This is a genomic window from Luteibacter sp. SVR4-7G, assembly GCF_056755555.1.
On record NZ_JBPGXO010000044.1, the window covers coordinates 1 to 19,386 of the forward strand.

Here is a 19,386-nt window from a genome sequence, read left to right on the forward strand (position 1 = left end):
CCAACAACCGTCGCTCCCGCGAAGGCGGGAGCCTAGTGACTCTTGCTGCAGGGTTGCGAAAACGCTCAGTGCGAAGGTGGTCGCAAAAAGATCAGCGCGCGCAAGGCGCGCTCCTACAGGGCTGCGTTCTATCCGCACGGTGGGGTGAGCGTGCGGCCGTCGAAGCGCACGAGCCGCTGCTTTGGCTTTTGCTGCATGCGACCGTCGTGTTGGGAGGAGCCGGTGGCTGCCGTTTTTGGAGCGATTCCGCAGGGAGGCGTAGGCCGAACGAGGACTTAGCGAGAAAAACGGCAGGCACCGGCGACCCGCCGCCACGCCAAAAGCAAAACGCGATGGCGGACGCCGAACCGTCACGCTCCCTGCGGCGAAGCCGCTTAAAGCATGGGCACGCGCCAGCGGGCCAACCGACGCGAAAGGCTGTCGCGCGCGGTGCGCGCTCCTACAGCGATGGTCGAAGGCGCCGCAAATTTGACGGGTGACGTGGAACGTGCGCGGGAGGTGCAGAGTCCTAGTGACGCTTTTTGTGCTTCCCACTGTCTTGTTCAAACCTATCCACGCAAACCTGTTCCGCCTGCAAACCGGAAGCCCATCACGGAACGCGAACGTATGGTAACTATTTTCGTGCCAGTCCCCCGAATTGGTATTGTGACTGTCATCCAGCAGGCGGATGATCCGCGGCGACGGCGTATGGACGGCTAAACCCGGTAGGCCTGCAGGGGCTCGTAGAGACCGGCGCCAGGGCGAACAGTCCACTCATCGCGTAACGACGGAAAGCCGGCGCTTCATGCGCCGGCTCTGCGTTCGTGCGCGCCGGGAATCTTGCCGTCTCCCAACGTGGCCCAAACAGGGGACCCAAACCCAATGAAGCGACATACCGCATCACCCCGGAGTACGCCCAGGTTGGCCAGGCTATCCAGCCTGCTTGCCCTCGCGTTCCTCGGCGTGACCGCGACGGCCCAGGCCGTCACGCTCGCGTCCTCGGATCGCCAGGACATCAACCTCGGCGCGCAGCCGTGGAAATACACCAAGCAAGCCATCGTCAATCCCAACGATCCCGTGGTCTATGCGCCGCTGCCCAATGGCGACGAAGGCGCGGCCGTCAACTACAACGACAGCGCGTGGCTGACCGTCGGCCTGCCGCACGCGGCCAACGACTTCACCACCTTCATCAACCAGGAGTCCGGCGGTGGCCAGGGCAGCCTGGACGGCGAGACCAGTTGGTATCGCACGAAGCTCGCCGACTCCGCGTCGTACCGCGGCAAGAAGGTGATGGTGGAGTTCGAAGGCGCGCACACGGGCGACCGCGTGTACGTCAACGGCACCTTCATCCGCGGCACCGGCGTGCTCAACCAGCCTGGCCAGCCGGATGCCGAGGCCACCCACGTCATCGGCTTCCTGCCGCACATCGTGGACCTCACCCCGTACCTGAAATTCGACGGTAACGACGTGCTCGCCGTGAAGGTGAGCCGTAGCGGCGGCGGCTTCTTCGAGGATCCGGGCTTCTCAGGCTCGTTCCGTTTCGGCCAGGCCGAGGCCGGCATCTTCCGCCCGGTCAAGCTGCACGTGACCAACCTCGTGCACATCCCGGAAAACGTGTATGCGGGCCAGAACACCTGGGGCACCTATGTAGGCACCCAGTCGATCAGCGCCGACCACACGCAGGCGACCGTCCGCGTCGAGACCAACGTGGTCAACGAGACGGACGCACCCCAGACCGTGCGCCTGACCACGCAGATCGTGGCTGCCGACGGGACCGTCGTCGCCAGCGACCAGCGCCAGGCAACGCTTGCGCCGCACGTGATTCCTAGCGACCAGACGCCGGTGTTCGACGAGACGCTGACGGTGAACAACCCGACGCTCTGGTATCCGAACAACAGCGTTGACGGCAAGCCGTACCTCTACAAGGTGTTCCACACCGTCGATATCGACGGCACCGTGGTCGATGCGAAGCAGAGCACGCTCGGCATCCGCACGATCACCTGGGACAAGGACTTCCCGTACGTCAATGGCAAGAAGCAGTACATGTGGGGCGGTTCGGGCCGCTATGACTACCCGGGTCTCGGTTCGTCCGTGCCCGAGGAGCAGCAGTGGCGCGACCTGAAGCAGATGGCCTCCTACGGCGGCAACCTGTGGCGCCCCGGTCATTCGCCGTCCAGTCCGGAATTCGTGGAAGCGGCCGACGCGCTCGGCGTGTTCATCGTGCAGCCCAGCGGCGACGGCGAGAACGGCTTCGCGAATGCCTGTACCGCGGGCGACCAGGCCTGCGCGGACATGTGGACGATCAAGCGCGAGGTCCATCGCGACATCGTGATCCGCGACCGCAGCCACCCGTCCATCCTGGCCTGGGAGCACGACAACGGTGCGATGAACACCGCATTCGCGCAGGAACTGCGTGCCATGGCCCGCAGCTGGGACAACATCGCTCCCCGCGCCGCGGCCGACCGCACGCCGAATGCCGCCAACGGCGACATCCTCAGCTGTTCGAAGGCCGGGTGCGAAACCTACCTGCATACCACCGAGTACCCGAACAAGCCCGCCTGGGGCGCGGAGTACTGGGGCCCGGGCGGGACGCGCGAAGCCTACGATTACGAACTGGCCTTCGCGCTCAACTACCTCGTGCCCTACTCGCAGGCGCGCAAGGGCGGTACCTTCGGCATGGCGCAGTGGTACTTCGCCGACACCCCGGGTGAAACCATCGAACTGGTGGACGGCCTGGAGGACGCCACGCACTGGACGTACCAGCGCAATCCCGACGGCAGCATCGCCACACACCCGGATGGCACGCCGATCAAGGGCTTCCGTCACAACGCCCGCGGCAACAACGCGTCGATGACCGATGCGGAGCGCTTCCCGCGCATGCTGGCGTACATCTACGAGTCGGTGTGGGTGCCTTACGACCTGCGCCCGGTGGTGAAGCTGGCGCATACCTGGAACCGCAGCGGCGACATCCAGGTGAACGCGTTCAGCAATTGCCCGAGGGTGCGCCTGCTGGTGAATGGCGTGCAGCAGGGTACCGACCAGGTGCCCAACCCGTGGGACACGATCGACGAGGCCTCGTACAACCTCGAGAACGGTCCGACGGACGAGCTGACCGGCAAGATCGTCGGCGCCGACCAGGCGCAGAAGACCACGAAGCTTCCGGGTCAGGTGCACTGGAACGTGACCTGGCAGCCAGGCCAGGCGGTGGCACAGTGCATCGATAACCTGGGCAACGTGCGCACCGACGAGAACGGCCAGAACGTGCAGGACACGCTGACCACGGCCGGCCCCGCGCACCACATCGAACTCGAGGTGGTGAACACCGCCGATCCGATCGTCAAGCCGGACGGCACGCGCTTCCAGGTCACGGCGAACGGCTCGGATGCCGCCTTCATCGTGGCCAAGGTCGTGGACGCCAACGGCGTGCTCGTGCCGGATGCCTCGCAGAAGGTCGACTTCGAAGTGGACAGCGGCGCTTCGCTGGTCAGCTTCAATGGCGGCACGCAGCAGTACGTCGATTACAGTGCCGGCGAAATTCCGGACCAGAACGGCGGCATCGCCGAACCGATGCATTACTACCACTCGCCGGGTTCGCATGAGCTCCAGTTCGAGGGCGGTCTGCAGAAGATCGCGTTGCGCACGAAGTTCACCACCGGCACGGTGACGGTAAGCGCCTCGGCGCCGGGTCTCCTCACGGGCCGTACCTCGTTCACGATCTCGGCCGTACCGCAGGCAGCGACGCCTTCCGGTCCGCCCTCGATCGTTGCCGATCCGGTGGACGACAGCGTCACCGCCGGCGACACGGGCCACTTCTCCGTGACGGCCTCCGGCGCCCAGCCGCTCAGCTTCACGTGGAAGAAGAACGGCGTGGAGATTCCGGGCGCCACCGGCGCGAGCTACACCACGCCGGCCACGAGCCTCGCCGACGACGGTGCGAAGTACACCGCTGTCGTCCACGGTGCGGGTCCGGACAGGGAATCCAATCCGGCCGTGCTGCACGTCTTCGCGTTCAAGGAGGTGACGATCTCGACCCAGCCTGTGGCGCAGAACGTGGACGAAGGCCAGACGGCGCATTTCGCCGTGGTCGCCTCCGGTTCGCCCAAGGTGCAGTACAAGTGGATGAAGGATGGCGTGGCCATCCCGAATGCCACGGGTCCGACCTATGACACGCCGGTGCTGACCCAGGCCGACAGCGGCAAGAAGTACTCGGTGTTCATCAGCAACTCCGGCAGCCAGAAACTCTCGGACGAGGTGTTGCTCACGGTGAACGCGGCCCGTCAGCCGGTCTTCACCGGTGCGCTGGCCGACGTCCGCGCGAACCCGGGCCAGCCGGCGACGTTCGACGTGTCGAAGCTCGTGGCCGGTACGTCGCCGTTCCACTACAAGTGGTCGCATGGCGATCAGGCGGTGGGCGACGATCAACCCACGTTCACCATTCCGTCGGTGCAGCAGGGCGATGTGGGCACGTACAGCGTCACGGTGACGAACATCACCGGCGACGCGCTGGCGGCGACGGCATCCGCGAAGCTGACGCTCGCCCCGCCGGGCGCCAACCTGGCCCGGCAGAAGGCGACGCTGTCCAGCGAAGTGGAAAACCCGCAGGGCACCGCCGCATGGCAGGCCGTCGATGGGGACGAGACCACGCGCTGGGGTTCGAAGATCGGTGACGACAATGCGTTCATCACGGTGGACCTGGGTTCCTCGCGCACCTTCAACCGCGTCGTGCTGAAGTGGGAGAACGCCCACGCCAGCGAGTACAAGATCCAGTACTCGGACAGCCCCGACTCGGGCTTCCAGGACGCGTACCACGCCGAGACCAGCAACGGCGGGACCGAGGACTTCACCTTCGACCATCCGGTGACCGGCCGTTACGTGCGCATGCAAGGCATCAAGCGTGCGACCGACTACGGTTATTCCCTGTATGAGTTCGAGGTGTACGACTCGGCCGGCTGCTGCGCGATCACGGACCGCTACACCACCTCCACCGGCTCCAACCTGGTGACCGACAACCTGAGCGGCCTGCAATGGGATCGTACCCAGCGCGGCTTCACCGACCAGGGCGCGCAGTTCACCCAGTCGGTGGCGATCGCCGCATGCGCGAAGGACGGCATGCGCCTCCCGACCGTCGACGAAGCATTGGCCATCAGCGGCCAGAACTATTCGACGGCGGCGTTCCCGGGTGCATGGACGACCTGGACGGAAGGGCAGGACCCGACCGATCCGGAGTTCGCGTTCCAGGTGAACTCGCTCGGCCTGAAGAGCCGCGAGGTCGCGGAAAACAACCCGGGCCACGTGCTTTGCGTGAAGGGCACCAAGGCGGTCGCTCCGATGATCACCAGCCAGCCCGTCAGCCAGAAGGCCGGCGTCGGCCGGTCCGCGCACTTCACCGTGGCGGCTACCGGCGTCGGTCCGCTCAGCTACGACTGGTACGACGTGACCAAGGACGCGGATAACAACGACGTCGAATCGTTCCTGTCCAGCACCGCCGACGGCACGTATGCCACCCCGGCTCTCGTGGCGGCGAACAACGGTGCGCGCCTGCGCGTGAAGGTGATCAGCGCGCAGGGGATCTCGACGACCAGCAACGACGCCATGTTGACCGTCGACAACTCCACCGATGGTTCCGATCCCGTCTTCGGCACCGTACCTGTGCAGCAACCGGGCAATGGCGACGGCGACAACGGTGGCGACAATGGCGGCAGCAATCCGCCGAGCCCCGGTACGCCGGGCGACGGCAAGGGTGGCGTGAATATCGCCATCGGCGCCACCGCCTCGTCGTCGGTGCTCCCGGAGCGCGGCGATCTCGGTCCCTCCGCCGCCATCGATGGCAACTTCGACACGCGCTGGAGCTCGGCGCCGGGCGTCGATCCGGCCGACCTGGTCGTGGACTTCGGCTCACCGAAGACCTTCGACCACGTCATCATGCGCTGGGAGAACGCCTCGTCCGCCCAGTACACGATCGACACGTCGGACGATGGCACGCACTGGAACACCGTCATCGGTCCGATCGCGGGCAAGGGCGGCGTGGACACGCAGACCTTCCCGGCACAGACCTCGCGGTATGTGCGCATGAACAGCACGAAGCGGAACACTGCTTACGGCAATTCCATGTTCGAGTTCGAGGTGTATGCGGCGACGGCTACCCAGCCGCAGCAGCCGGTCACCGACCAGCCCGCGCAGACCCAGCCGCAGGTACCGCAGCAGCAGGACCAGACCGTCCCCGCGACGGGCAACCTGGCCCTGCACCGCACGGTGCTGGCGTCCGACAGCGAGAATCCGGTGGCGTTCAAGCCGGCGAACGTGAACGACGGCGACGCCGGGACGCGCTGGTCTTCGGGCTTCACCGACGACCAGTGGATCCAGGTCGACCTCGGCTCGGTGCAGACGATCGGCAAGGTGGTGCTGTCGTGGGAGAACGCGCATGCGCTCGCCTACCGCATCGAAGTCTCCACCGACGGCAAGACCTGGAACCTCGCGTACGACAACGAGAACAGCCAGGGCGGCGTGGAAACCGTCACCTTCCCGGCGATCTCGGCGCAGTACGTGCGGATGAGCGGCATCAAACGTTCCAGCCCCTATGGTTATTCGCTGTGGGAAATGGGCGTGTACGCGGCGGATGCGAACGACGGCACGACGCCGCCTGAAAACCCGCAGGCGAACGATCCCTCACAGGGCTTCGACTACACGACGTACCCGGGCTACATCGGTACGCAGCTGCGCAATACGACCAACGGCAAGTGGCGCGACGACCAGATCTTCGTCGCCGTCATCGGCCGCGATCCGAAATCGCAGGTGTTCTCGTGGGTCAAGCCGGACGGCACGGTGACCGCCGCATCGGAAGCGGACAACGACGGACAAGGCCACCTGACCAAGAACGGCCAGAACTACCCGAACTACTTCTTCACGCTCGCGCAGGCCAAGCTGCTCAAGCTGCCGAAGCTGGATTCGGGCCGGATCTTCGTCTCGGTCGGCGAACCGATGTACATCAAGATCCTGAAGGCGGCCGACGGTTCGATCGGCTTCGCGGGTCCCAATCCGCTCAATGCCACCGATCCGAACATCGACGTGCACTACGACTGGTACGAGTTCACCTGGAACGACAACGCCATCTTCATCAACACGACGCAGGTGGACCAGTTCTCGATCCCGCTGTCGCTCGATGTGTATGGCGGCGACAAGACCAGGCACGAGTCGTCGGGCATCACACAGACGCGAGCGCAGATCTTTGCCCAGTACAACCAGGAGGTCCCGGCCGAGTTCCAGCTCACCGAGGCCGATCCGATCCGGATCCTGGCACCGGGTAAGGCCGCGTTCGATGTCGGCAAGCCGCAGGAGCACTACTTCGACGATTACATCGACCAGTCGTGGACGTACTACCAGGACCACGTGCTGGAGATGACGATCGGCAACAAGCAGTTCGAAGGCACGGTCGTGGACGGCGTGCTGACCTTCACCCACACCAACTGGGCCGATACCCATGAACAGGACGAGCCGGAAGGCATGCTGTTCAAGGTAGCCAAGCCCAGCACCCAGGACGTGCTCGAAGGCAAGGGCGCATTGGCCCGGTCGAACGATCCGTGGGGCGTGGAAGGCCAGCTCGAGGCGCAGATCTGCGCAGCGTTCAACCGTCACGTGATGGAAGACACGACCCTGTGGAAGGATCCGGGTTCGTTCTACACGCAGTCGCCGGCGAACTACTATTCGCGCTTCTGGCACCTGCATGGCGTGAACGGCAAGGCGTACGGTTTCGCGTACGACGATGTCTCCGACCAGAGCTCGACGCTGATCGAGACCCAGCCGGAACATCTCGAACTCGGGATCGGTTGGTAAGCCGCACGTAGCAAGGCAAGAGAAGGGCGGTGGAGCGATCCACCGCCTTTTTTATTTTTCCTGCCCCCCAATCGTGGCCGGATTCCGGCAGAAAGCCCCACAGACGACTCATTCCATTCGCGATTGTTGGGTTTGCCTGGCCCGTCGTTGCGTTGCTAGGCTGACCACTCGACAAGGAGAGTGCGATGAATGAGAAGGAAGGCCCCAATCTTGTCTCTAACCCGGACTTCGCCGATGGCCTCGACCGCTGGTCTGCCGGCCCGCTGGGTTTTGTTCGCCCCTTGGAATACGCAGGTCGCACGGCCGTGGGCTGCGGTAGGACCTTACCTGTACTCCTTGAACAAGTTACGCGATGGGTTCCTCCGGGAACTTATTCCTTTGGATATTCCGCGGTGGTGGATGGTACTGGCCCCGCGAGTGCCACCCGGATGATCGTCAACGCCCAGTTCGCGGATGGGCCGTCAGTTTCGCGTACCACGGATGACTTTTTCCCAGGGACTGACTGGGGAACAAGCGGCGTGTGCAGCATTACGCTTGAGAAGGGCGCGGTGGGCTTTGGGATATCAGTCAAGTCAGATCGGCCCGGTGCAGACCGTGTCACCGGATCCGTCTACCTCTCCGGCATTTGGATCCGGCCGAACCCCGTCGGCTGATGTGAGTCAATCGGGCGACGACGCCCCGAGTTCCTTCAAGATCCGGTAGATCTCGCGGAACGCATGCGGCGGCTTGTTCCCCTCGCGCTCCGCCTTCGCCTGGCGCACCAGGGAGCGCAGGTGCTGGCGGTCGAGGTCGGGATGGCGGTCGAACAGCTCGCCGAGTGCGGCATCGCCGCCTTCCAGCAGCTTCTCGCGCGCGGCTTCGAGGCGATGCGTATGCGCGGCTTCCTGGCGCTGGCGATCGCGATCCTCCCCAAGCTCGGCGCGCGCGTCGGCGAAGGCTTCATCCCCGTGCCTGCGCATCTGCTTCGCCAGGTAGGCGAGCTGGCGCTTGCGCGCGATATGCGCCGTGATCTTCCGTGTACGGCCGATCTCGTCGACGATGTCCTCGGGCAGGTTCAGCTTGGGGATGCGGCTGGGCGGCAGCTCCATGAGCTGACCGGCGAGCTTCAGGATGTCCAGCGCGTTGCGGCGCTTCTCGCTGCGGCTGGGGCCGAAGTCCTCTTCGTTCTCGTCGTGCGGGCGATCGTCGAAAGGCTTCATGGCATGGCATCCGTGATGGACTGGAAATCGTCGGCCTCGCGTTCGAACGCGAAGCGGGGAACGGTCTTGCCGTCGCGTTCGACGGTTTCGGCGAACATGCTGGCGGGGCGCACCCACAGGCGGCGCTGGTCGTAGAGGTCCTGGTAGATGACCAGTTCCTCCATGGTTTCGCTGTGCAGGGCGCTGCCGAGTACGCGGTACGGCATGCCCTTGAAGTGGCGGTAGTAGCCGACACGGACTGTCATAGGGGTTCCATGGCACCATGGGCGGTGCCCTTGCTTTTGATCGGGCCACGCGGCCCCATCTGATGGGGACGGCCGCGTACGGCCCGATATTCTAACCGCCCAGCCCCCAGGACGCCCACGTGAGCCAAGTTGCGACCCCCGACACCAGCCACCAGGACCTCGATCGACTCGCCGAACTGGCGGAGGACACGATCCGGCGCGCCCGCGCCGCGGGAGCCAGCCAGGCGGAGGTATCGGCCAGCATCGACGTGGGCCTGAACGTCAACGTGCGCCTGGGCGAAGTGGAAACGGTGGAGCATACCCGCGACCGCGGCTTTGCCCTCACCGTGTATTTCGGCCAGCGCAAGGGCTCGGCCAGCACCGCCGATCTCAATCCGGATTCGATCCAGGCGACCATCGACCAGGCCTGCGCCATCGCCCGCTTCACCGAGGAAGACCCGGCGGCGGGTCTCGCCGAGGCCGGGCGCATGGCGAAGGATTTCCCGGACCTGGACCTCTGGCATCCCTGGGACATCGACGTGGACAGCGCAATCGCGCTGGGCCGGGAGATCGAGGACGCCGGCCGTGCCGTCGCCGGCATCACGAACTCGGACGGTTCCAGCGTGAACGCAGGCCAGAGCCTTTCGGTCTACGCCAATTCCCATGGTTTCCTCGGGCGCGAGCGCGGCACCCGGCACTCATTGTCGGTGGCGCTGATCGCCGGCGACGACGACGGCATGCAGCGCGACTACTGGTACGACAGCGTCCGCCGCGCAGGCGACTTCATGGACGCCGCCGGGATCGGCCGCATGGCGGCCGAGCGCACGCTTTCCCGCCTGGGCGCGCGCCGCCTGGGCACGCGCCAGGCGCCCGTGCTGTTCGCACCCGACGTATCGCGCTCGCTGCTCGGCCACTTGCTGGGAGCGGTGAGCGGCGGGTCGCTGTACCGCCGCTCCAGCTTCCTCGTGGACCATGCAGGCAAGCAGATCCTGCCGTCATGGTTCCGCATCGACGAGAAGCCACTGGTGCCCCGCGGCCTCGGTTCCTCCGTCTTCGATGCGGAAGGCGTCGCGACGATGGACGCGCCGCTGGTGGTCGACGGCGTCCTCCAGCGTTACATCCTCGGCAGCTATTCGGCGCGCAAGCTGGGGCTGACCTCCACCGGCAACGCCGGCGGCGTGCACAACCTGTACGTGAAGACCGGCGACGACGACTTCGCCGGCATGCTGCGCAAGCTCGGCACCGGCCTGCTGGTCACCGAGGTGATGGGGCAGGGCGTATCGATCGTCACCGGCGACTACTCGCGGGGGGCCTCGGGCTTCTGGGTGGAGAACGGCCAGATCGCCTATCCGGTGGAGGAGATCACCATCGCGGCCAACCTGCGCGACATGTACGCCAACCTGGTCGCCGTGGGCGCCGACGTGGACCGCCGCTCGCACATCCTGACCGGCTCCTGGCTGGTGGAGAAGATGACGATCGCCGGGGAATGACCCGGCTGGGGCAGATCTCCCCGATGTGCCCGGCTTTGTGTGGGAGCAACTTCAGCGGCGATGGGGGCGCGCGGCAAGCCCGCCCGCTGCCGCGGGATCGCCGGCACAGCCGGCTCCCACAGGGGTGCCGAACGTCGGCTTGACACGGCACCGGACGCACGGGAGAGTGGGGCCGACATCGTCCACGGAGTTCCGCCATGAGCACGCCGTCCGACCAGATCCCGCCGTCGCCCCCGCCGTCTCCGCCGCCGCCGTACGAACCCAGCGGTCCCGTGGTGAATACGGACGACAAGAACATCGCGATGCTGACCCACCTCTCGGGGATCATCTTCAGCATCATCGTCCCGCTCATCGTATGGCTGGTGCACAAGGACCGCGCCGACAAGACCTACCTCGTCACCGAGGCCAAGGAAGCCCTGAACTTCCAGATCACCGTGCTGATCGGCTACGTGATCTGCTGGGTCCTGGCCTTCGTCATCATCGGTGCGTTCCTGACGCCGCTGCTGTGGCTGTTCAACCTGGTGTTCTGCATCGTCGCCGCGGTGAGGGTGAGTTCCAACGGCAGTTATCGGTACCCGTTCGCGCTGCGCCTAATCGCCTGAGGCGATCGGTCCGGCGTGGAAAGAAAAGGCCCGCTTGCGCGGGCTTTTTTCTTGCTTAATGTCCGCGCCGCGCGGAGTAGCGCGCCAGTTCGGCCAGCCACTCACCGCGCTCGCCAAGCGGCGCGATGGCGTCCAGGGCCTCGTCCACCAGTGCTGCCAGCCGGTCGCGCGAAGCCTCCAGTCCCAGGATGGAAGGGAAGGTGGGTTTGTCGGCGGCCGCATCCTTGCCGGCGGTCTTCCCGATCACGGCGGATTCGCCTTCGACGTCGAGGATGTCGTCGCGGACCTGGAAGGCGAGGCCCACGGCGTGCGCGTAGCGATCGAGGCGTTGGAGCATCGCGGCATCGGTGCAGCCGGCAGCGAGGGCACCGAGGCGGACGGAAGCACGGATGAGTGCGCCCGTCTTGTAGGCGTGCATGCGCTCCAGCTCCTCGAGCGAGAGCTTCCTGCCGACGCCGGCGAGGTCGAAGGCCTGGCCACCGGCCATGCCTTCGGCGCCGCAGGCCGCACCCAGGGCGCGGAGCATGGCGATCCGCAACGACGGGTCATCGTCGCCTGGCGCGGTTGCGAGGATCTCGAAGGCCAGCGCCTGCAAGGCGTCGCCGGCGAGGATCGCCATGGCTTCGCCGAACACGATGTGGCAGGTGGGGCGTCCGCGGCGCAGCGCGTCGTCGTCCATCGCTGGCAGGTCGTCGTGCACCAGGGAGTAGGCGTGGATGATTTCCACCGCACAGGCCGGCGCGTCCAGGACCGGGCCGTCGCAGCCGAGGGCGTGGCCTGCGGCGTAGACGAACAATGGGCGCAGGCGCTTGCCGCCGCCGAGGACGGCGTAGCGCATGGCGCGATGCAGGTCGGCGGGCGGCCGGTCTTCACCGGGAAGGACGCGCGCGAGTGCGCTGTCCGCCCGGACGACCAGCGCCTTGAGCGGCGCCGGCAGGTCAGTCGATGCGGGAATCAAAGGGTTCGGCGGTATCGGGGGCTTCGGGGTCGAGCAGCAGGCGCACGCGCAGTTCCGCCTGCTCCAGTGCCGTCTGGCAGTGCCGGTAAAGACCGATGCCGCGCTCGAACGACTTCAGCGACTCGTCGAGGCTGAGCTCCCCGCCTTCCATGCGCGTGACCAGCTGTTCGAGCTCGTCCAGCGAGTGCTCGAATTCGGCGATCGACGAGGCGGGCGCGGGGGTTTCTGGGGACTTCGGCATGGCCGCAAAACTAGCTCACACGGCCGATGCAATCAATCGTCGCGATGCCACACCGGGGCGCTGCCAGCCGCGTCGAACAGCGTTTTACCCTCGTTGCTCAGCCACTTGTCGGCCACGGCGACCAGCTGGCCGCCGGCTTCCACGAGGGGGATGCGCGGACGTACCCACGGGGGCACCGCGGCTTGCTGGAACAGATCGCGCAGTTCGCGCGTATGCCGGTCGCCGTGCGGACGCAAGGCTTCGCCGCCCTGGCGGTAGCGGACGGTCACAGGCTGCGCCAGGCGCCCGTTGGGGAGCGATAGCGTGCCGCCGCCGGGCAAGACCAGCGGCTCGCCCTGCCACGCTGCCGACCAGCCTTCGTCGAAAGCCGGCCGCCGGCGCATGGCCCAGAGCCGGCCGCGCCAAAGCCTCACTTCGGTATCCGCCCAGCCGAGCACGGGCAGGCGTTCCGCCGCGGCCTCGCGCACCTGTCGTTCGAGCGCGTCGCGCTGCGCGGTGGTCGGCGCGGAGAGTCCGGCCGCGTGCAACCAGTGATCCAGCAGCGGGGCGCGCCACGCGGGTGGCAGGGCCAGCCAGGCGACGGCATCCAGGGTGTCGCGATCGTCGCGGAGCCGGGCGAGTGCGTCCATCCACTCATCGCGGAGGCTGTCGGCGGCCTCGCCGCACAGGCGGGCGCTGTGCGCGATGCTCACCGCGGCCTGCGGCCATTGCGACAGCAACGCGGGAACCACGGTGCCGCGCAGGTAGACGCGGGCGATGCGCGGGTCGTCGTTCGAAGGATCGTGCACGGTATCCAGGCCGAACTCCGCGACGTGGTCGAGCAGGGCGATGCGGGGCAGACCGAGCAGCGGACGCCACAGCGTACCGGCGCCAAGGGGGCGCCATGGGCGCATCCCGGCAAGCCCTTCCGGGCCCGCGCCGCGCAGCAGTTTCAGCAGGACCGTCTCGACCTGATCGTCCCGGTGATGGGCGAGGACGAGACGCTCGCCCGGCTTGAGCGCCGCGGCAAACGCCGCGCGGCGCGCACGCCGTGCCGCCGCTTCGATGCCTTCCCCGCGGGTGAGGTCCACGGTGACCCGGATGGCTTCGAAAGGCACTTCCAGCGATTCGCAGAAGTGCCGGCAATGCAGGGCCCAGACGCCGCTCTCGGCATGCAGTCCGTGGTCCACGTGCAAGGCGCGAAGGGTAGGCCGCGGTGCGCGCGTCGCCAGCGCATGCAACAAGGCCGTCGAATCGGGGCCGCCGCTATAGGCCACGACCAGCGGGGCGTCTCCTGCATCGTCCAGCGCGCGGTCGAGGTGCGAGTACAGGCTGCTGTTCATTTGCCCCGCGGCTTGTTGCGCACGTAGGGGTGCTTCGCATTGCCGATCTGGCGGTCCTCGATGTCGAACAGGCCAATAGCGTTGATGAGGCCGCTGAACTTCGAGTAGCCGTAGTCGCGCGAATCGAAATCGGGCGATCGCTTGTTGACGATGCCGCCGACGGTGCTCAGCGCGGCCCATCCGTTCTCGTCCGAGGCCGCATCGATGGCATTCCGCAGCAGGTTCATGAGTTTCGTGTCGCCGCGCAGTTCCGCCGAAGACTTCTTCGCTTTCGGCTCTTCCGGTTCGCTTTCGACGGTACCGACCAGGCGATCGGTGTAAATGAACTTGTCGCAGGCGGAAACGAAGGGCAGCGGCGTCTTGCGTTCGCCGAATCCGTACACGATGAGGCCTGCTTCGCGGATGCGCGATGCGAGCCGGGTGAAATCGCTGTCGCTGGATACGATGCAGAAGCCGTCGAAGCGATTGGCATAGAGCAGGTCCATCGCGTCGATGATCATTGCCGAGTCCGTGGCGTTCTTGCCCGTCGTATAGGCGAACTGCTGGATGGGCTGGATGGAATGATCCAGCAGCGCCGACTTCCACCCGCCCAGATTGGGCCCGGTCCAGTCGCCGTAGATCCGTTTCACGTGCGCGGTGCCGTACTTCGCCACTTCCGCCAGCAAGCCATCGACGATGGCCGGCCGCGCATTGTCGGCGTCGATCAGCACGGCGAGCTTCACGGGGACGTCGTTGGCCATGGAGGGCTCCGGTATGCGGCAGTCCCCTCCATGGTACCGCCCGCGGCGGAAAGATCAGCCTTCGCTGAAGGCGCCGTAGCCGCGCAGGCGGTGGTAGCGCTTCTCCAGCAGTTCCTCGATGGGCAGGGCCTCGAGCTCGTCGAGCTGGTTGAGCAGCACGGCCTTCAGGCGCGTGGCCATGGACTGCGGATTGCGGTGGGCGCCGCCCAGCGGCTCGCGCACGATCTTGTCGATCAGGCCGTTTTCGAGCAGGCGCGGCGCGGTGAGGCCCATGACCTCGGCGGCGTCCTTCGCCTTGTCGGCGCTCTTCCAGAGGATGGAGGCGCAGCCTTCCGGCGTGATGACGGAATAGGTGGAGTACTGCAGCATCAGCGTGCGGTCGCCCACGCCGATGGCCAGTGCGCCGCCGGAGCCGCCTTCGCCGGTGACCGTGCAGACGATGGGCACGCGCAGGTCGGCCATCTCGAGCAAGTTGCGCGCGATGGCTTCGGACTGGCCGCGTTCCTCGGCATTGATGCCGGGCCATGCGCCCGCCGTGTCGATGAAGGTGAAGACGGGCATGTGGAAGCGCTCGGCCATCTTGAACAGGCGCAGCGCCTTGCGGTACCCCTCGGGGCGGGGCATGCCGAAGTTGCGCTTCACCTTGGTCTTGGTGTCGCGGCCCTTCTGGTGGCCGACGATCATGATCGAGCGGCCGTTGATGCGCGCGAGGCCGCCCACGATGGCCTGGTCGTCGGCGAACATGCGGTCGCCCTTCAGCTCGTGGAATTCCTCGCACATGCCCTGGATGTAATCCAGGGTGTACGGACGCGCCGGATGGCGCGACACCTGGCTGACCTGCCACGGCGTGAGGTTGCGGAAGATCTCGGCCGTCTTGACCTTCAGCTTTTCACGCAGACGAGCGACTTCCTCGTCGATGTTGAACGCCTGCCCGCTGCTGGCGTGGCGCAGTTCTTCGATCTTGGCTTCCAGTTCGGCGATGGGTTGTTCGAAATCGAGGAAGTTGGGATTCATGAAGTCGCAGGATCCGGGCAAGACCGCTGATTATACCGAGTGGCGGGCCATGCGGTGTGCGTCCGGGTATGGACGGGCCGTTGAGGGCTAAGTCACTGAAACGCCAGTAAGAAAGCTTCAGTCAGAAGGACGGACCATGCGCAGCTCGGTACCGAGCACGCCCGGCAGGGCGCGCAGCGTGCGCAAGAGGTCGGGCAGGGCGCGGACTCGCCACGCATCGCCGAGCTCGAAGCTGGCCTGGCCGGTGCCGTTCCGGTACCCGGCGAGGAGCAGCGGCGTACGACCGCCGCGGTAGCCCATGAGGGCCTGGCGCAGGTGCTGCGGGAAATCGGGCCCCACGCCGTTGAGCTTCACCGTGAGCAGCTTGCCGAAGTGTTCCATTGCATCCGACAAGGCATACGCCTTGCGCGCACGCAGCTGGTAGCCGCCGGCGAAGTCGTCGATGCGCAGGCCGCCTTCCACCACGATGATGTTTCCACGCGTGAGCAGCGGCGCGGCCTCGGTGAATACCTCGCGGAAGAAACTGGTTTCGAGCAGGCCGGTGGCGTCCTCGATCTGCACGAAGGCATCGCTGTCGCCGCGCTTGCGCATCCCGACCACCATCCCGGCGACGGTCCAGGGTGTTTCGGGTGCGCGGCGGAAGCGGCTGGCGTTGTCGTCATCGTCGTTGCGCCGCGGCCTCGGGGGCTGGTAGCGCTGCGGGATCTCGCCGATCGGGCAGCTCGAGAGCTGCGCCAGCTCGGCTTTCCACGGATCGGTGGGGTGGCCGGACAGGTAATGGCCGAGCGTATCGTGCTCACCCTGCAGCAGCTGTTCGAGCGGCCATTCCGGCACCGAGCCCGAGAGCTCGATGATGCTTGGTGCCTCGGCCGCGCCGAAGGCGCTGCCGAAGATGTCGACCTGGCCCGAGGCGCGGTTCTTCGCTTCCTGGTCGGCGGCGCGCATCGCCTCGGGAATGTGCATGAGCAGCGTGGCGCGGTTCTCGCCCAGCGCATCCAGCGCGCCCGATTGCACCAGGGCTTCCATGGTCCGCTTGTTGAGCTTGTTCGAGCCGACGCGCTGGCAGAAGTCGACCAGGCCGCGGAAGGGACCGCGTGCCTTGCGCTCGGCCACGATCTCTTCGCAGATGCCCTGGCCCACGCCCTTGATGGCGCCCAGGCCGTAACGAACGACCCTCGGTTCCACCGCCTCGAACATCCACTCCGACGCATTTACATCGGGCGGCAGCACCTTGATGCCGATGGCGCGGGTTTCGTCGAGGAAGGTGACCGCCTTCTCGGTGTTGTCCATGTCCGACGAGATCGTCGCGGCCATGAACTCGGCGGGGTAGTGGGCCTTCAGCCAGGCGGTCTGGTACGACACCAGTGCATACGCGGCGGCGTGCGACTTGTTGAAGCCGTAGCCGGCGAACTTCTCCATGAGGTCGAAGATCGCATCCGCCTTGTCGCCGTCGATACCGTCCCTGGCGGCACCTTCGCGGAACGTCGCGCGGTGCTTGATCATCTCCTCGGGCTTCTTCTTGCCCATCGCGCGGCGCAGCAGGTCGGCGCCGCCGAGCGTGTAACCGCCGACGATCTGCGCCATCTGCATCACCTGCTCCTGGTAGACCATGATGCCGTAGGTCTCTTTCAGGATGGGTTCGACGCGCGGATCGGGATATTCCACCGGCTCCCTGCCGTGCTTGCGCGCGCAGAAGCTGGGGATGAGGTCCATGGGGCCGGGACGGTACAGCGCCACGAGCGCGATGATGTCCTCGAAGCGGTCGGCCTGGGCTTCCTTGAGCATGCCCTGCATGCCGCGGGATTCGAGCTGGAAGACGGCGACGGTCTGCGCCTTCTTCAGCAATTCGTAAACCTTCGGATCGTCGAGCGGCAGCGATTCGATCACCAGCGGCTCGATACCCTCGCGTGCGCGCCGTTTGTTGATCGCCTTCACCGCCCAGTCGATGATGGTGAGCGTGCGCAGGCCGAGGAAGTCGAACTTCACGAGGCCCACGGCCTCCACGTCGTCCTTGTCGTACTGGGTCACGACGCCTTCGCCGTTCGGTTCGCAGTACAGCGGCGCGAAATCCGTCAGCGGCGTGGGCGCGATGACGACGCCGCCGGCGTGCTTGCCGGCGTTGCGGGTGAGTCCTTCGAGACTGAGCGCGAGGTCGATGAGCGTGCGCGACTCTTCCTCGGTCTCGTAGATGTCGCAGAAATCCTTGACGACCCGATCGGGTTCCTTCTTCGACTTCTCGGAGCGGGCGAGCGCGTCGGACAGCGTGAGGTCGAGCGGGCGATTCGGGATGAGCTTCGCGAGGCGGTCCACCTGGCCGTAGCCCATGCCGAGCACGCGGCCGGAGTCGCGCAGCACGGCCTTCGCGGCCATGGAGCCGTAGGTGATGATCTGGCTGACGTGATCGCGGCCGTACTTGCGTGCGACGTAGTCGATCACCTCGTCGCGGCGGTCCATGCAGAAGTCGATGTCGAAGTCGGGCATCGACACGCGTTCGGGATTCAGGAATCGCTCGAACAGCAGTTCGAACTGGAGGGGGTCCAGGTCGGTGATCTTCAGCACCCAGGCCACCAGCGAGCCGGCGCCGGAACCACGGCCAGGCCCTACCGGAATGCCGTTCTGTTTGCCCCAGTTGATGAAGTCGGCCACGATGAGGAAGTAGCCGGGGAAGCCCATGCGGATGATGACGTCGACCTCGCGATCGAGTCTCGCCTGGTAATCCTCCAGCGTCTTGCCGGGTGCCAGCGGGTTCGTGGCCAGACGCTCCTCGAGGCCTTGCTGCGCCTGTTCGCGGATGAAGCTGTCGAGCGTATGCCCCTCGGGCACCGGGAAATTCGGCAGGTAGTAGGTGCCGAAGGTGAGTTCCAGGTTGCAGCGGCGGGCCAGTTCGACCGTGTTCTCCAGCGCCTCGGGGATGTCGGCGAACAGCGCCTCCATTTCCTCGGGCGACTTGAAGTACTGCTCCTCGCTGTAGTCGCGCGGCCGCTTGGGATCGGCGAGCACGCGGCCCTGGTTGATGCAGGTGCGCGCCTCGTGGGCCTCGAAGCCTTCCCGCTCGAGGAAGCGCACGTCGTTGCTGGCGATGACCGGCAAGGCGTAGTCGCCCGCAAGGGCCATGGCCGCGCGCACCCACGATTCCTCGTGCTCCCGGCCCGTGCGGGTCAGCTCGAGGTAGAGGCGATCAGGGAACAGACGGCGCAGCGATTCCAAGCGCTGGCCCGCGGCCGGCAGGCCCGAGCCCAGCGCGACGCGCGCGATCTCGCTCTCGCGCCCGGCGATGGCGATGAGGCCGCGAACGCTTTCCGGGTGCATCCAGCTGGCCTCGACCAAAGCCCGGCCGCTGCCCTGGCCTTCGCGCCAGGCGCGCGAGACGAGGCGAGAAAGGTTCAGGTAGCCGTCGCGGTCCTGGCAGAGCAGGGTGAGGCGCCACGGGCGCGGGTCGTCGGGACTGGAGACCCAGATGTCGCAGCCCGCGATCGGCTTGATGCCTGCCGCCGTGCACTGCTTGTAGAACTTCACCAGGCCGAACAGGTTGTTCTCGTCCGTCAGCGCGACGGCCGGCATGCCCGTGCGCACGCATGCAGCGACCAGCTGCTTGATGCGGATGGTCGAGTCGACCAGCGAATACTCGCTGTGCAGGTGGAGATGGGCGAAGCGGACGGACATGGACGCAGCCGGATGAGGCAGAGGGAAGGCTACCCCGGCGGGTGCGGGCAGGACAAGAATTGACAGGTTTATTTACGCTTCCTGCGCCGGAGTCGCTTGTAGGCCAGAGTCGCTGGGCCCCTGC

12 protein-coding genes are annotated in these 19,386 nt (G+C 66.3%); 4 read left to right on the forward strand and 8 right to left on the reverse strand.

The window, feature by feature from the left end:
* Window positions 1-900: 900 nt before the first annotated feature.
* Both ACR9ZH_RS15165 and ACR9ZH_RS15170 read left to right on the forward strand, forming a co-directional pair.
* Complete coding sequence (locus tag ACR9ZH_RS15165) at window positions 901-7,809, forward strand: beta-1,3-glucanase family protein (protein WP_481291594.1); 6,909 nt, start codon at window positions 901-903, stop codon at window positions 7,807-7,809.
* Between the two features lie 185 nt (window positions 7,810-7,994).
* Window positions 7,995-8,462 carry a hypothetical protein gene (locus tag ACR9ZH_RS15170; protein WP_481291595.1) on the forward strand — a complete coding sequence of 156 codons (468 nt, stop codon included), beginning with the start codon at window positions 7,995-7,997 and terminating at the stop codon, window positions 8,460-8,462.
* A 6-nt stretch (window positions 8,463-8,468) separates the two neighbouring features.
* Here the strand turns inward: ACR9ZH_RS15170 and yjgA are convergent, their stop codons facing one another.
* Both yjgA and ACR9ZH_RS15180 read right to left on the reverse strand, forming a co-directional pair.
* Window positions 8,469-9,008 carry a ribosome biogenesis factor YjgA gene (gene yjgA, locus ACR9ZH_RS15175; protein WP_481291596.1) on the reverse strand — a complete coding sequence of 180 codons (540 nt, stop codon included), beginning with the start codon at window positions 9,006-9,008 and terminating at the stop codon, window positions 8,469-8,471.
* Window positions 9,005-9,253 carry a DUF1653 domain-containing protein gene (locus ACR9ZH_RS15180; protein WP_481291597.1) on the reverse strand — a complete coding sequence of 83 codons (249 nt, stop codon included), beginning with the start codon at window positions 9,251-9,253 and terminating at the stop codon, window positions 9,005-9,007. The genes yjgA and ACR9ZH_RS15180 overlap by 4 nt, the downstream gene beginning before the upstream one ends.
* 119 nt (window positions 9,254-9,372) lie before the next feature.
* Here ACR9ZH_RS15180 and pmbA point away from each other — a divergent pair, with 119 nt between their 5' ends.
* Together pmbA and ACR9ZH_RS15190 are read left to right on the forward strand one after the other, a co-directional pair.
* Window positions 9,373-10,722, forward strand: coding sequence for a metalloprotease PmbA (pmbA, locus tag ACR9ZH_RS15185; protein WP_481291598.1), 1,350 nt, complete (start codon window positions 9,373-9,375; stop codon window positions 10,720-10,722).
* Between the two features lie 197 nt (window positions 10,723-10,919).
* Entirely contained in the window at window positions 10,920-11,324 is a 405-nt protein-coding gene (locus ACR9ZH_RS15190) for a DUF4870 domain-containing protein (RefSeq protein WP_481291599.1), read from the forward strand.
* A gap of 55 nt (window positions 11,325-11,379) precedes the next feature.
* Here the strand turns inward: ACR9ZH_RS15190 and ispA are convergent, their stop codons facing one another.
* From ispA to dnaE, 6 genes are all read right to left on the reverse strand, one after another.
* Window positions 11,380-12,279, reverse strand: a complete 900-nt coding sequence (gene ispA / locus ACR9ZH_RS15195; protein WP_481291626.1) for a (2E,6E)-farnesyl diphosphate synthase — start codon at window positions 12,277-12,279, stop codon at window positions 11,380-11,382.
* Window positions 12,263-12,523, reverse strand: coding sequence for an exodeoxyribonuclease VII small subunit (locus ACR9ZH_RS15200; RefSeq protein ID WP_481291600.1), 261 nt, complete (start codon window positions 12,521-12,523; stop codon window positions 12,263-12,265). Before ACR9ZH_RS15200 ends, ispA begins: the two co-directional genes overlap by 17 nt.
* Window positions 12,524-12,555: 32 nt before the next feature.
* On the reverse strand, window positions 12,556-13,845 hold the full coding sequence (gene tilS / locus ACR9ZH_RS15205) for a tRNA lysidine(34) synthetase TilS (protein WP_481291601.1): 1,290 nt from the start codon (window positions 13,843-13,845) through the stop codon (window positions 12,556-12,558).
* On the reverse strand, window positions 13,842-14,585 hold the full coding sequence (locus ACR9ZH_RS15210) for an NYN domain-containing protein (RefSeq protein ID WP_481291602.1): 744 nt from the start codon (window positions 14,583-14,585) through the stop codon (window positions 13,842-13,844). Before ACR9ZH_RS15210 ends, tilS begins: the two co-directional genes overlap by 4 nt.
* Window positions 14,586-14,639: 54 nt before the next feature.
* On the reverse strand, window positions 14,640-15,599 hold the full coding sequence (locus ACR9ZH_RS15215) for an acetyl-CoA carboxylase carboxyltransferase subunit alpha (RefSeq protein WP_481291603.1): 960 nt from the start codon (window positions 15,597-15,599) through the stop codon (window positions 14,640-14,642).
* A gap of 117 nt (window positions 15,600-15,716) precedes the next feature.
* Window positions 15,717-19,262 carry a DNA polymerase III subunit alpha gene (dnaE, locus tag ACR9ZH_RS15220; protein ID WP_481291604.1) on the reverse strand — a complete coding sequence of 1,182 codons (3,546 nt, stop codon included), beginning with the start codon at window positions 19,260-19,262 and terminating at the stop codon, window positions 15,717-15,719.
* Between the last annotated feature and the right edge of the window lie 124 nt (window positions 19,263-19,386).

Excerpts from the sequence above, each read along its gene's own strand:
- ACR9ZH_RS15170 (WP_481291595.1), top strand. The coding sequence starts at position 7,995 with ATGAATGAGAAGGAAGGCCCCAATCTTGTCTCTAACCCGGACTTCGCC.
- yjgA (WP_481291596.1), bottom strand. The coding sequence starts at position 9,008 with ATGAAGCCTTTCGACGATCGCCCGCACGACGAGAACGAAGAGGACTTC.
- ACR9ZH_RS15180 (WP_481291597.1), bottom strand. The coding sequence starts at position 9,253 with ATGACAGTCCGTGTCGGCTACTACCGCCACTTCAAGGGCATGCCGTAC.
- ACR9ZH_RS15190 (WP_481291599.1), top strand. The coding sequence starts at position 10,920 with ATGAGCACGCCGTCCGACCAGATCCCGCCGTCGCCCCCGCCGTCTCCG.
- ACR9ZH_RS15200 (WP_481291600.1), bottom strand. The coding sequence starts at position 12,523 with ATGCCGAAGTCCCCAGAAACCCCCGCGCCCGCCTCGTCGATCGCCGAA.
- tilS (WP_481291601.1), bottom strand. The coding sequence starts at position 13,845 with ATGAACAGCAGCCTGTACTCGCACCTCGACCGCGCGCTGGACGATGCA.
- ACR9ZH_RS15210 (WP_481291602.1), bottom strand. The coding sequence starts at position 14,585 with ATGGCCAACGACGTCCCCGTGAAGCTCGCCGTGCTGATCGACGCCGAC.
- ACR9ZH_RS15215 (WP_481291603.1), bottom strand. The coding sequence starts at position 15,599 with ATGAATCCCAACTTCCTCGATTTCGAACAACCCATCGCCGAACTGGAA.
- dnaE (WP_481291604.1), bottom strand. The coding sequence starts at position 19,262 with ATGTCCGTCCGCTTCGCCCATCTCCACCTGCACAGCGAGTATTCGCTG.